Source organism: Paraburkholderia sp. 22098 (assembly GCF_052045935.1).
Taxonomy (GTDB): Bacteria; Pseudomonadota; Gammaproteobacteria; order Burkholderiales; family Burkholderiaceae; genus Paraburkholderia; species Paraburkholderia caledonica.
Genome location: NZ_JBQEPV010000001.1, coordinates 23,364 through 36,221, shown reverse-complemented (window position 1 = coordinate 36,221; position 12,858 = coordinate 23,364). Strand labels below are relative to the sequence as shown.

At 63.2% G+C, this 12,858-nt stretch carries 9 protein-coding genes; 5 read left to right on the top strand and 4 right to left on the bottom strand.

Annotated elements, in window-relative coordinates; all coding sequences use genetic code 11:
* Window positions 1-48 precede the first annotated feature (48 nt).
* Both ACTJLB_RS00155 and ACTJLB_RS00150 read left to right on the top strand, forming a co-directional pair.
* Window positions 49-525, top strand: coding sequence for a nitrate reductase associated protein (locus ACTJLB_RS00155; RefSeq protein WP_392392640.1), 477 nt, complete (start codon window positions 49-51; stop codon window positions 523-525).
* Between the two features lie 256 nt (window positions 526-781).
* On the top strand, window positions 782-3,892 hold the full coding sequence (locus ACTJLB_RS00150) for a sensor domain-containing protein (protein ID WP_440782085.1): 3,111 nt from the start codon (window positions 782-784) through the stop codon (window positions 3,890-3,892).
* Window positions 3,893-3,970: 78 nt separating this feature from the next.
* Here ACTJLB_RS00150 and ACTJLB_RS00145 read toward each other — a convergent pair whose 3' ends face one another.
* A complete protein-coding gene (locus ACTJLB_RS00145) occupies window positions 3,971-4,585 on the bottom strand; it encodes a glutathione S-transferase (RefSeq protein ID WP_408413393.1) in 615 nt (204 codons plus the stop codon).
* A 158-nt stretch (window positions 4,586-4,743) separates the two neighbouring features.
* Between ACTJLB_RS00145 and ACTJLB_RS00140 the strand changes: the two genes are divergently transcribed.
* A complete protein-coding gene (locus tag ACTJLB_RS00140; protein WP_440782084.1) occupies window positions 4,744-5,664 on the top strand; it encodes a LysR substrate-binding domain-containing protein in 921 nt (306 codons plus the stop codon).
* Between the two features lie 113 nt (window positions 5,665-5,777).
* Here the strand turns inward: ACTJLB_RS00140 and ACTJLB_RS00135 are convergent, their stop codons facing one another.
* Window positions 5,778-6,173, bottom strand: coding sequence for an acyl-CoA thioesterase (locus tag ACTJLB_RS00135; protein WP_087750867.1), 396 nt, complete (start codon window positions 6,171-6,173; stop codon window positions 5,778-5,780).
* A 309-nt stretch (window positions 6,174-6,482) separates the two neighbouring features.
* Between ACTJLB_RS00135 and ACTJLB_RS00130 the strand changes: the two genes are divergently transcribed.
* On the top strand, window positions 6,483-8,372 hold the full coding sequence (locus ACTJLB_RS00130; protein WP_087750866.1) for an ABCB family ABC transporter ATP-binding protein/permease: 1,890 nt from the start codon (window positions 6,483-6,485) through the stop codon (window positions 8,370-8,372).
* A gap of 60 nt (window positions 8,373-8,432) precedes the next feature.
* On the opposite strand, the gene murU is transcribed toward ACTJLB_RS00130, so the two are convergent.
* On the bottom strand, window positions 8,433-9,140 hold the full coding sequence (gene murU, locus ACTJLB_RS00125; RefSeq protein ID WP_408484400.1) for an N-acetylmuramate alpha-1-phosphate uridylyltransferase MurU: 708 nt from the start codon (window positions 9,138-9,140) through the stop codon (window positions 8,433-8,435).
* A gap of 9 nt (window positions 9,141-9,149) precedes the next feature.
* Window positions 9,150-10,262, bottom strand: a complete 1,113-nt coding sequence (locus tag ACTJLB_RS00120; protein ID WP_440782083.1) for an aminoglycoside phosphotransferase family protein — start codon at window positions 10,260-10,262, stop codon at window positions 9,150-9,152.
* A 221-nt stretch (window positions 10,263-10,483) separates the two neighbouring features.
* On the opposite strand from ACTJLB_RS00120, the gene ACTJLB_RS00115 reads away from it, so the two are divergent.
* Complete coding sequence (locus ACTJLB_RS00115; protein WP_088173135.1) at window positions 10,484-12,850, top strand: LPS-assembly protein LptD; 2,367 nt, start codon at window positions 10,484-10,486, stop codon at window positions 12,848-12,850.
* Window positions 12,851-12,858: the final 8 nt, after the last annotated feature.

The following is a 12,858-nucleotide window of genomic DNA, read 5'->3' as shown; positions in this document are numbered from 1 at the left end:
CCTCAAGCCGGGCTTGTGCGTTGCCCGTCAACAATGAGGAACACTGTCATGGGACTCAACGAGGCACCGCTGCTGTTCAACTTCGAGGTGAAGTCGTCGGAGAATTTCACTTACATCCCGATGTCGGTTCGCTTCAATCTCGATCGTTTCGGCCTGCGCATTTCGCTCGCGCAGTGGCAAATGCTGCCGCTCGAAGACCGCAAGCTGCTCGCGCGTTTCCCCGTCGAGGAGGACGCGGAGATCGAGCCGAACTTCGATCACGCGCTGTTCGAAATGCTGCGCACTCACGCGAACGTCGAGCCGGAGTGGTTCACGCCTGACGAGGCGCCAGCCTGGCGCGACACGGACGGCGTGCCCGAGAGCGTACTGCGTCAGGCGAAACAGGCCGGCCTGGCGGCGCCGAGCGCCGCGCTGTGGGCGCAGCTCGATCCGTTCAAGCGCTACGTGCTGGCCAAGCTTTCGCGCAAGCAGGAGATCAACCACGACTTCATCCCGGCGATGAAGGAATTTGGCGCTGCCGGCTAGGAGCGGCCGGCTAGGTGCGGCCGGCTAGGCGCTGCCGGCTAGGCGCGGCCGGCTAGGTGCGGCCGGCTAGGCGCGGCCGGCTAGGCGCTGCCGGCCAGGTGCGATCACCGAAATTTTTTTCACTCCCAACCCTCAACCTGTTCCGAACGCTGCCGTTATCCATGGGTTGGCGCGTAAAAGACTCGCATCGATGCGGCCGGACGCATCGGAAGCGGCCTCGCGCTCCCGCCTGAAGAACGATCGACGTTCGGAACCCATGACCCATTTCATCTCGAAGCGGCTGCTGATCAATATCGCGGTCGTAGCCGCCGCGCTCGGCGCAAACGTGTTCGTCGCGTATTTGCAGATCGGCGGGCAGCGCGATGCCGACGCCCGCATGCTGCATTCGACGCATGTTCGCCAGAGTCTCGACGCCTACCAGACGGCGCTCGACGCCGGCCTCGCCGCGCTCGCCCGATTCGAAGCGTCCGCTGAACCGTCGCCGGGAAACGCCGCCGCGACGATGAGCGCTACGCTCGCCAGTCTCCAGCGCGAATTGCGCGACGAGCTTGCCGATGAGCCGGCGATGCTCGCCACGCTGGCGCAGGTCGACGCCGACAGCCGCGCGCTGCAACGCGACATCGACGACGCGTTGCTGGGCCGCGATGCTGCCGAGCCGGCTGCGTCACGCGCATGGGCGGCGGCGTCGTATATGCATGTCGGGCTCGGGCTGCAACGTGTCGAAGCGGGCCTCGCCGCGCTGCGTGACGCCGAAAACCGCGCGTTCAAAGAGTCGCTCGCGGCTTCGACGAAACGGGCGAAGCACGCCATGTTCATGTTGGTGGTGACCATGATCGCGGGCAGTGCGCTCCTCATTTTCACTTTCGGTATGCGCGAAAGCAGTGCGCGCAAGAAGCTGCACAGCGCGCGGGCGCTTGGCCGCAACGACGAGCGTTTTCGCAGTCTGTTCGACGATCATCCGGTACCCATGTATATCTTCGACCGCGAGACGCTGCGCTTTCTCGCCGTCAATTCTGCGGCGATTCAGCAGTACGGCTATTCGGAGGCCGAGTTTCTCGACATGACGATTCGCGCGATCCGGCCGAATGTGGAGATCGCGCGCCTCGAGTCGCACCTGCAGCGCGCCGACAGCGTGCAGCACGGCCGCACGATGGCGGGCATCTGGCATCACCGGCGCAAGGACGGCTCGACTATCAGCGCGGACATCTCGTATCACGCGCTGAATTTCATGGGACGCGCCGCGTTTTTCGTTCTCGCCGACGACGTCACCGAACAGATCAACGCCGAAGCCGAGGCGCAGCGTTCCAATCAGATGCTCGAAGCGGTGATCGACAACATTCCGCAGCGCATTTTCTGGAAAGATCTGGAGTCACGCTATCTGGGCTGCAACATGGCGTTCGCGCGCGACGGCGGGCTCTCGTATCCAGAGCAGGTGGTCGGCAAGAGCGACGCCGACATGCCGTGGCGCGCCTTCGCCGAACTGCTGAGCGCGCACGACAAGGAAGTGATCGACACCGGCGTGCCGAAGATGAACTTCGAAGTCGACATGGTGATCGACGGCGTGCATCGCACGACGGTGACGAGCAAGCTGCCGTTCACCGACGGCGAAGGCCGCGTGATCGGCGTGCTCGGCTCATACACCGACATCACGGAGCGCAAGCGCGCCGATCTCGCGCTGCGTCTGCAAAGCCGCGCGCTCGACGCGAGCGTCAACGCAATTCTGATCACGGCGCCCTCGCCGTCGGGCAATCTGATCGAATACGTGAATCCGGCGTTCATGCGGATCACAGGCTACGATCCCGCCGAGGTGATCGGCCACGATTGCCGGGTCTTGCAACGCGACGATCGCGAGCAGGAAGGCGTTGCGTCGATCCGCAAGGCGCTCGCCGCGAATCGCGAAGTGAGCGCGGTGGTGCGCAACTATCGCAAGGACGGCGCGCTGTTCTGGAATCAGTTGTTCATTGCGCCCGTGCCGAACGCGGAAGGCGTGATTACGCATCACATCGGCGTGATCAACGACGTCACCGACCTGATGCGCTATCAGGAACAGCTCGAATATCAGGCCAACTACGACAGCCTCACGCGCCTGCCCAACCGCAATCTGCTGCGCGACCGTCTGCAGCACGCGCTGATCGTCGCGCAGCGTCAGCACAAGGGCGTGGCCGTGGTGTTCATGGACCTCGACGGTTTCAAGAACGTCAACGACAGCCTGGGCCACAGCGTCGGCGATCGGCTGCTCGGCGTCGTGGCGGAGCGGCTCGCGCGCTGCACTCGCACGAGCGATACCGTCGCGCGACACGGCGGCGACGAGTTCGTGATCGTGATGACGGACACTGTCGACGAACAATCGCTGATTGCGTGGATGGAGCGCGTGCGCGCTTCGATTTCGGAGCCGGTCTGGCTCGACGGCACGGAACTGTACGTCGGGTGCAGCATGGGCGCGAGTCTTTTCCCGCAAGACGGCGACGACGCCGAAACGCTGATGAAAAAGGCGGACCTCGCGATGTATCGCGCGAAGGACATGGGCCGCAACACGTTCCAGTTCTATCAGCCGGAGATGAACGCGAGCGCGGGCGCGCGTTTGAATCTCGAAAGGCGCTTGCGCCGCGCGCTGCGCGACAACGAATTCCTGCTGCACTATCAGCCGCAGGTCGATATCGACAGCGGACAGATCGTCGGTACCGAGGCGCTGGTGCGTTGGAGCGATCCTGAAGTGGGGCTCGTGCCGCCGTCGTCGTTCATTCCGGTTGCCGAGGAAAGCGGTCTCATCGGCCCGCTGTCCGAGTGGGTGCTGCGCGAGGCGTGCCGTCAAAACAAGGCCTGGCAAGACCTCGGCTTGCCGCCGGCGCGTGTGTCGGTCAACCTGTCGGCGCGTGTGTTCCAGCAGCGCGATATTGCAAAACAGGTCATGCAGGTGCTCGACGAGACCGGCCTCGAGCCGCAATACCTCGAGCTGGAACTGACCGAGAGTGCAATCATGCGCAACGCCGAAGAAGCGGTGTCCATGCTCAACGAGCTGCACGCGCTCGGCATTGGCCTTGCCATCGACGACTTCGGCACGGGTTATTCGAGCCTCAGCTACCTGAAGCGTTTTCCAGTGGACCGGCTGAAGATCGACCGCTCGTTCGTGTCCGACATCGGCATATCCGGCGACGACGAGACGATTACCTCGGCCATCATCGCGCTCGCTCATTCGCTGAAGCTGCAGGTGATAGCCGAAGGCGTCGAAACGTCGGCGCAGCTCGACTTCCTGAAGGAGCGTGCTTGCGACGAGATGCAAGGCTTCTACTTCGCGAAGCCTTTGTCCACCGAGGCAATTTACGACTTGATGCAAGGCGGCGCGGCGCGCGAACTCGCGCTGGTTTGAATGCGGCGGCGGCGCGGGCGGTCGCTGCTGCTCTCGGTCGATCGCGCTACACCTATGCCTGCGTTAGCGACGCCGACCTCACACTGCCGGCGTGCTCGCGAAAACCGGCAACTGCTCCGCCGCAGCCGAAAATGCCTGCAAATGCGGATGTGCGCTGGCGCTCACGATCTGCGGCAGCATTGCCTGGGTGAAGTTCCACGCGACCGCGAGCGTCACTTCCGCCGCGCCGAAGCGCTCCGCCTCGGTTGGCAACGGCGCGGCCGCGGCTTCCTGTTCGAGTTCGGCATACGCGGCGAGCATCTGCCCGCGCACCCGCTCCATCCACGGCTCGTGCTGCTTGTCCACCGGCCGCAGATTGCGTTCGTAGACGATCTGCACCGTCTTGTCGCACGCGGCGAGCGAGAGGCCCGTCAGACGCGCGGCGCGCAGGCAGTCGTCGGGACTGGACGGAAATAGCCGCTGCCCGGAACCGGCGAGCGACGCGAGATATTGAAGGATCACCGTGGAATCCATCACCGTCTTGCCGTTGTCGGCGACGAGCGTCGGCGCCTTGACCACCGGGTTGATGGCCGCGAACTGGTCGTAGGTACTGAACACGGAAATGGGCGCGTGTTCGAAATCCAGCTTCAGCATCTTCATGCAGATAGCCACCCGGCGCACGTAAGGCGAGTCCAGCATTCCGATCAGTTTCATATTGCTCCCGTTAGAAGTTCTATCGCGATGCGCGGGCGCTCGCGGTGGCGTGCATCTGGCCGCCGGTGCAGTATGGTGCGCGTCAGGGCAATAGATTAAGCATCTCCGAGCGGCAGAAAAAGCGAAATTAATCGACGGTTTACGTCAGAATCTCTTACATGAAACCGATCCCGCCTTTGACCGCTCTGCGCTGCTTCGAGGCCGTCGCCCGGCTGGGCGGCGTCACCCAGGCCGCGCGCGAGTTGCATGTCACGCATTCGGCGGTGAGCCAGCAGATCAAGGTGCTCGAAGATGTAATGGGCGTCGCGCTTTTCGTACGCGAGGCGCGCGGGTTGCGCCCAACCGAAGAAGGCCGCCTTTACGCACTCGATATACGCGCGGCGCTGCGCGACATCACACAGGCCACGCGACGCGCGCAGGCTCGTCCGCATGACAGCGAACTGGTGATCGCGACGTTGCCGTCGTTCGCGCAGCATTGGCTCGTGCCGCGTCTGCAGAGCTTTCGTGAAGCGCATCCGTACTATCGCGTGCGTCTTGCCACCGGCTTGCAACTCGAAGACTTGCGCACCGGCGTGAGCGATATCGCCATTCGTATGGGGCAGGGCCATTGGCCCGACGTCGCGCAGCAGAAATTGTTCGACGATGAAATGGTCGTGGTCGCGGCGCCGCATTTTGCGCTCGAGCCGAATGGCCTCTTTCCCGTCACCGCCGAAGACGTGGTCGCGTGTCCGCTGATTTCGAGCCCCGACGCACCGTGGGGCGACTGGTGCGAAGCGGCGAAGGTCGCGCAGCCGGTTGCCGCGCGCATGGTGTTGTCCGCGAACGACTCGAACGTGGTGATCAGCGCGGTGTTGCTGGGCCAAGGTGTCGCGCTGGAGCGGCGCAGTCTCGTCTCGCATGCGGTGAGCCGGGGCGAACTGGTGCAGATCACGTCGATTCGCGTGCCTTATCGCTACCCGTACTGGCTCGTGTGGCAGCAACGCGAAACGCTCACTGCCCAGCAGGCGCATTTTGCGCAGTGGATAGAAGGACAAGTCGACGCGTATCTGCGCGCCGATGGTGCGTTAGCGTCTCAATAGCGGCGGGCGCCGGTTCGTGATTGCGCAATACGTGCGCCATACGTGCGCCATACGTGCGCGATACATGCGCTATTGAGCGCCGGCATGCAGTGCCTCAATGAACCCGGTCGAGTTCAATCGAGTGCGGGCAGCGCGCGCGGACGGCGGTCGCTGTCGGTAGCGACGTAGGTGAGAATCGCCTCGGTTACCTTCACGAGATCTTCTGTGAGGCTCATACGTTGCGCGTAGACCTCGACGGAAACGGTGACCGACGTATTGCCCGTTTTGACGATGTCCGCGTAAAAGCTCAGCAGATCGCCGACGAACACTGGTTGCTTGAACACGAACGAGTTGACCGCGATGGTCGCGACACGTCCATTCGCGCGGCGGCTTGCCGGAATCGAACCGGCAATATCCACTTGCGCCATGATCCAGCCGCCGAACACGTCGCCGTGAACGTTCGCGTCCGACGGTTGCGGCATGACGCGCAGTGCGCAAGGCTTTTGCGGGAGTTGGAGAATATCGGTCATTGGTACCCTGGAAACGCGTGTTGATCTGTTTGGCTTTGTCGACTGGGCCAGCAGGTGGACTACGCGGCAACCGCTCCACGCAAGCTGCGGACATCGCCAGACGGCAAGCCCGCTCGGTCAACCTTCGACCGGATGCCCGGATAGCCCACGAAAAGCGGCGCCGGCCGGCTTCTGCGACAATAGGAAGATCAGGAATTGTACGGGAAAGCGCCCAGCGAGGTTGCGCCACCAGGCAACGTGCCACGTGCACACAATGGCCGGCGTACCGCTGTGAACTCCGGCATTTCCACCTCCTCCCCAGCCGAATCCATGCGCCGCTCGCTTCCGTCAGAACCCTCGCCCATCTCCACCCAACCGCGCAACGACTGGCAGACCATCCTGTCGCTGCTGCCTTACCTTGCGACCTACAAGTGGCGCGTGATCTTCGCGCTCAGTTGCCTGATCGGCGCGAAGATCGCCAATCTTGGCGTGCCGATCGTGATGAAGCGTATCGTCGACAGCCTGGCGTCGGTGCAGCATCTGACCGCACTCGGCCGCGCGCACGATTCGCCGGGCATCGTGCTGCTCGGCGGCGTCGGCCTGCTGGTGGTCGCGTATGCGGTGGTCCGGCTTTCTACTTCGCTCTTCACCGAACTGCGGGAAATCCTGTTTTCGAAAGTGACCGAAAGCGCGGTGCGGCAGCTTGCGCTCAAAGTGTTCCGGCATCTGCATGGCTTGTCGTTGCGCTTTCATCTGGACCGGCAAACGGGCGGCATGTCGCGCGACATCGAACGCGGCACGCGCGGCATCACGCAGCTCATCTCTTATTCGCTGTACAGCATTCTGCCGACGCTGGTCGAAGTCGGGCTCGTGCTTGGGTTTTTCGTCGTCAAATACGAGGCGTATTACGCGGTGGTCACGTTCGTGGCTCTCGCGGTGTACATCGTGTTCACGGTGAAGGTGACCGAGTGGCGCACGCATTTTCGCCGCACGATGAACGAACTCGATTCGAAAGCGAACTCGCGCGCAATCGACTCGCTGCTGAACTATGAGACCGTCAAATATTTCGGCAATGAAGAGTGGGAAGCGAGCCGCTACGACGAAAATCTGAAGCGCTATCGCACGGCGGCCATCAAGTCACAGCGCTCGCTGTCGGCGCTGAATTTTGGACAGCAGGCGATTATCGGCACGGGGCTCGTGTTCATTCTGTGGCGCGCGACCGAAGGCGTGATGGCCGGACGCCTCACGCTCGGCGATCTCGTGCTGATCAACACGTTCATGCTGCAGCTTTATATTCCGTTGAATTTTCTCGGCGTGGTCTATCGGGAACTGAAGCAAAGCCTCACCGACATGGACCGCATGTTCACGCTCCTCGGAGCCGCGCAGGAAGTGCCGGACCTTCCCGACGCGCCCGCGTTGCAGGTGAGCGGCGCGCAAGTGCGCTTTGACCGGGTGAACTTCTCATACGAACCGGCGCGGCAGATTCTGCACGACGTGAGCTTTACGATTCCAGCCGGCACCACCACGGCGGTGGTCGGCCATAGCGGCTCGGGCAAGTCGACGCTCGCGCGGCTCATGTTCCGCTTCTACGACCTGGACCGCGCGACGGGCGGCGCAATTACTATCGACGGTCAGGACATTCGTGACGTGGCGCAGGCTTCGCTGCGTGCTTCGATCGGCATCGTGCCGCAGGACACGGTGCTGTTCAACGATTCGATCTACTACAACATCGCCTATGGACGGCCGTCCGCGACGCGCGACGAAGTAATCGCGGCGGCGCGCGCCGCGCACATTCATGAGTTCATCGAAGGACTGCCGAAAGGATATGACACGCCCGTCGGCGAACGTGGGCTGAAGCTCTCGGGCGGCGAGAAGCAGCGTGTCGCGATCGCGCGGACCATCCTGAAGAACCCGCCGATCCTGTTGTTCGACGAAGCCACGTCGGCGCTCGACTCGCGTTCGGAGCGCGCCATCCAGCACGAGCTCGATCAGATCGCACGCGAACGTACGACGCTCATCATCGCGCACCGGCTTTCGACGGTGGTACACGCACAGCAGATCATCGTGATGGACAAGGGGCGCATTGTCGAGCGCGGCACGCACGCCGAACTGTTGCGCGCGAATGGCCTCTTCGCTCAGATGTGGGCGTTGCAGCAGCAACGCGCGGCCGAAGCCCCGGAGTCGGCGGAAATTGTGGGGGCGGGCAATGGCGAGGCGTGAAGCGACTGGCGGCGCGCGTATGGCGCCGCGCACCCCGAGCGTGCCCTCGCGCGGCGTCGCTCAGCGCTCGACCAACCGCTGATTCAGCGCCTGAAGCTGCGCCGGCGTTCCGACGTTTTCCCACAGGCCTTCGTATAGCTCGCCAGTCGCGAGACCGCGCGCGATCGTCTCGCGGTAGTACGGCTTGAGCGCGCGCCGCGTACCGCGCGGGAGATCGCGGAACATGCGCGTGTCGTAGAGCCCGATATTGCCGAACGTGAAGCGCGGCTCGGCGTCGAGCGACAACACGCCGTCCGTGAGCGCAAAGTCGCCGTTCGGATGGAACGCCGGATTCGGCACCATGACCAGATGCATGCCCGGCTCCGCCAGCGACTTCATTGCCTGAGCATGCGCATTCAATGCGCGATAGTCGAAATCCGCGTACACGTCGCCGCTTACTGCGAGGAACACCTCGCTCACGCCGTTATCTTCGATAAGCGGCAGCGCGTTGACAATGCCGCCCGCCGTCTCGAGCGCTTCGTGCTCGGGCGAATAGCGCAACTGCACATGCCAGCGCGAACCGTCGCCAAGCGCGGCTTCGATCTGCTCGCCGAGCCACGCGTGATTGATGACAATCGTCTCGAAGCCCGAGCGGGCGAGCCGCTCGATCTGCCACACGATCAGCGGTTTGCCGCCTACTTCGAGCAAAGGCTTGGGGCACGCGTCGGTCAACGGACGCATGCGCTCGCCGCGGCCCGCGGCGAAAATCATCGCTTTCTTCAGAGACATTGTGTTGGGTCAGAACGTGTAGCCGACTTCGTTCGAGCGGCCTTCGAGATCGTCGAGCAGCTTCGCGAACGGACGCAGCGGCGCATAACGCTCGGCCACCTTGCGCGCATAGCCGATGAAGCGCGGCAGATCTTTCATGTAGTGCGGTTTGCTGTCGCGATAATTGATGCGGCAGAACAGGCCCAGCACCTTGATATGCCGTTGCAGTCCCATCCACTCGATCTGGCGGTAGAACTCTCCAAAATCGGGATCGACGGGCAAGCCGGCTTTCTTTGCGCGCTCCCAGTAGTACACGAAGCAATCTAGCTCGAACTCCTCGTCCCAACTGAGGAACGCGTCGCGCAGCAACGACGCGACGTCGTAGGTAATGGGGCCGTACACCGCGTCCTGGAAGTCGAGCACGCCGGGATTGGCCTTGGGACTTGCTTCGCTCGCCGCGTTCGGCGCGGCGCAGACCATCAGATTGCGCGGCATGAAATCGCGCAGCATGAACGCTTGCGGCTGCGCCCGCGCGCTCGCTATCAGCAACGCGAACGTGCGGTCGAGCAGGCCGCGGGTGTTGTCGTCCACCTCGCGGCCAAGGTGCCGGCCGATGAACCACTCGGGCATCAACTCCATCTCGCGGCGCAGGAAGGCTTCGTCGAACGGCGGCAGCACGTCTTCGCGCGACGTGAGCTGCCAGCGGATCAGCGCGTCGAGTGCGTCGCGCATCAGCGTGCGGGCGCGGCGCGGGTCGTTGTCGTTTTGCGCGGCGGTGAGTGCGCCGAGGTACGACTCGGTGCCCAGGTCGGTGACGAGCATGAACCCGGCGTCGAAGTCGGTCTCCAGCACGCGCGGCACGTGCACGCCGGCGTCGCCGAGCAGATGCGCGACCTGCACGAATTCCCGGCACTTTTCGGGCGGAGGGGCGTCGACCGCGATCAGCGTGCCAGAGCTTTCGCCTTGCGCCGCCTTACCGGCGAGCCGGAAATAGCGGCGAAAACTGGCGTCGGACGAAGCCGGTGCGAGCGTGCCGAGATCGAGCGAATAGCGCGCCGCGTGGCTTTGCAGCCAGGCTTCGAGCAGTTCGAGGCGGCGGTCGGCGGGGAGGTGTGTGAAGTCTTGGGAAGGGGGCAGCGTCATGAAAACCGGCGGCAAATTCAGGGGGGCAACGTCTTGCCATATAATACCCCACGACTTTTTTGACGCGACTCACGCCAGCTTTCGCGTATTCCGCTTTACCGCCCGCCTCACCGTTCGAAGATTGTAAATATTGATGTGCAGCCGACTGTCACGGTCGTGGTGTGCAGGCGGTGGATCGTGACTGCAGAAGCTGACGGACGGGCCGATTCGCCAAACGATACATGCCGCCTAGACAGCTTTCCCAAACGATTCCCTCTTGTGCCGCGGTGCCGCGCAAAAGGCGGCTCGTCGCGGCGTTGATCGCCGTTCCGGGTCTCATGCCCGCGCTCGCTCACGCCCAACTGGCGGGCGAGGCCGCGCAGCCGCAGCCCATCGACCCGCCCTGGGGTATGCAGCTCGCCCCGCAACTCGAAGATCATGTGCTGCAGCCGGGGCAGAAGCCGGCCACGTTCGTCCTCGGCGATTCGACCAACGGCACGACCGATCAGGACATGGCCGTCAAGGGCTCGGCTGAAGTGCGCCGCAATACTGTCGTGATCAAGGCCGACGCGCTGCATTACGATCAGGACACGGACATGGCCGACGCATACGGCCAGGTCCGCATGAACAACAACGGCACCACGTTCGCCGGACCGGAAGCGCACATGCGCGTGGATTCGAGCGAAGGCTTCATGACCGCGCCGAAGTACCACTTCAACGTAACGGGCGGCTCGGGCAGTGCGGAGCGCGTCGACCTGCTCGATAACGAGCGCTCGGTGTTCACCAAGGGTACTTACACCGCTTGCGCGTGCGCGGACGATCCGGCGTGGTACATCAAGGGCAGCGAATTCGACTTCGACACCGGCGCCGACGAAGGCGTGGCCCACAACGGCGTGCTGTTCTTCCAGGGCGTGCCGGTTTTCGCGTCGCCGTGGCTGTCGTTTCCGCTGTCCGGCGAGCGGCGCAGCGGTATCCTGCCGCCCACGTTTTCGCTCAGTTCGACGAACGGCTTCGAACTGTCGGTGCCGTATTACTTCAACATCGCGCCAAATCGCGATCTGACGGTCACGCCGCGCATCATTTCGAAGCGCGGTGTGCAGTTGCAGAGCACGTTCCGCTATCTTTCGCCTACGTATTCCGGGTCGATCTCCGGCGAGTTCCTGCCGGACGACCGGCTGACCAAGACGAACCGCTACGCGCTGTACATCCAGCACAACCAGAACTTCGGCAACGGGTTCGGCGGCTACATTTACTACAACAAGGTTTCGGACAACACGTATCCGGAAGACCTGTCGTCGTCGGTCAATCAGTTCATGAACGGCACCCAGCTCCTGTATCAACAGGAAGCCGGGTTGACGTATAACAACGGCCCGTGGTCGGTGCTCGCGCGCGAGCAGCACTGGCAGACGCTGACGCCGTCGGTCGCGCCGTATGGCCGCGAGCCGCAGTTGAACGTGAAGTACTCGAAGTACAACGTGGGTGGGTTCGACTTCGGCGCCGAAGCGGACTACACGAACTTCCGCATCACGACCGCGGACATGACCGAAGGTCAGCGGGTGCTGTTCAACCCGTACATTTCGTACTCGGTCGTCGGGCCCGGCTACTTCGTCACGCCGAAGGTGCAATGGCATTTCGCGTCGTATAACCTGCGCAACATCAGCGGCGACGTGCCGGTCGGGACGCCGAAGAATTTCACCGAATCAATCCCGACGCTGAGCTTCGACACGGGGCTCATTTTCGACCGTTCGGTCCGGCTCTTCGGCGAGGATTACATCCAGACGCTCGAGCCGCGTCTGTACTACGTGTACACGCCGTATCGCAATCAGGAGTCGGCGCCGCTCTTCGACACCGCCGAATCGGACTTCGGGCTCGCGGAAATCTTCACGCCGAACACGTTCGTCGGCAACGACCGCATTGCGGACGCGAACCGTCTGACCGCGGCCATCACCACGCGCTTCATCAACCCGGCAACGGGCGACGAACGCGCGCGTTTCGTGATCGCGCAGCAGTACTACTTCCAGGATCAGCGGGTCACGCTGCTCCCGAATCAGACGAGCACGCAAGCCACGCATTCGGACCTGATCGTGGGCGCGTCGCTCAAGCTCGGGGCTGGTTTCGCGTCGGAAACCGCGTTCCAATATAATGCCGACAACAATCAGCTGGTCAAGACGAGCGTCGGTTTCGGGTTCAGTCCGGCGACCGGCAAGGTGCTCAACGTCGGGTATCGCTACACGCGTGCGAACACCACGCTGGAAAACCAGCCTATCAATCAGGTACTGGTGTCGGGGCAGTGGCCGCTCACGCATCGGGTATTCGGGGTCGGGCGGTTCAATTACGATCTGGGCGGGCATCGGATCGTCGACGGGCTCGTGGGCTTGCAATACGACGCGGACTGCTGGACGCTCGGCGCGGGTATCCAGCGTTACGCAAACGGCCTGAATACGTCGGGGCAGCATCAGTCGAGCACGCGTTTTCTCGCGCAGTTGACGTTCAAGGGCTTGTCGAGCGTCGACAACGGGCTGATTTCCGCGTTCCGCAGCAGCGTGGCGGGCTACACGCCGCTGCCGCCTCCGCCGCCGCCCGAGTCGCGGTTCATCAATTACGAATGACGCTCGCC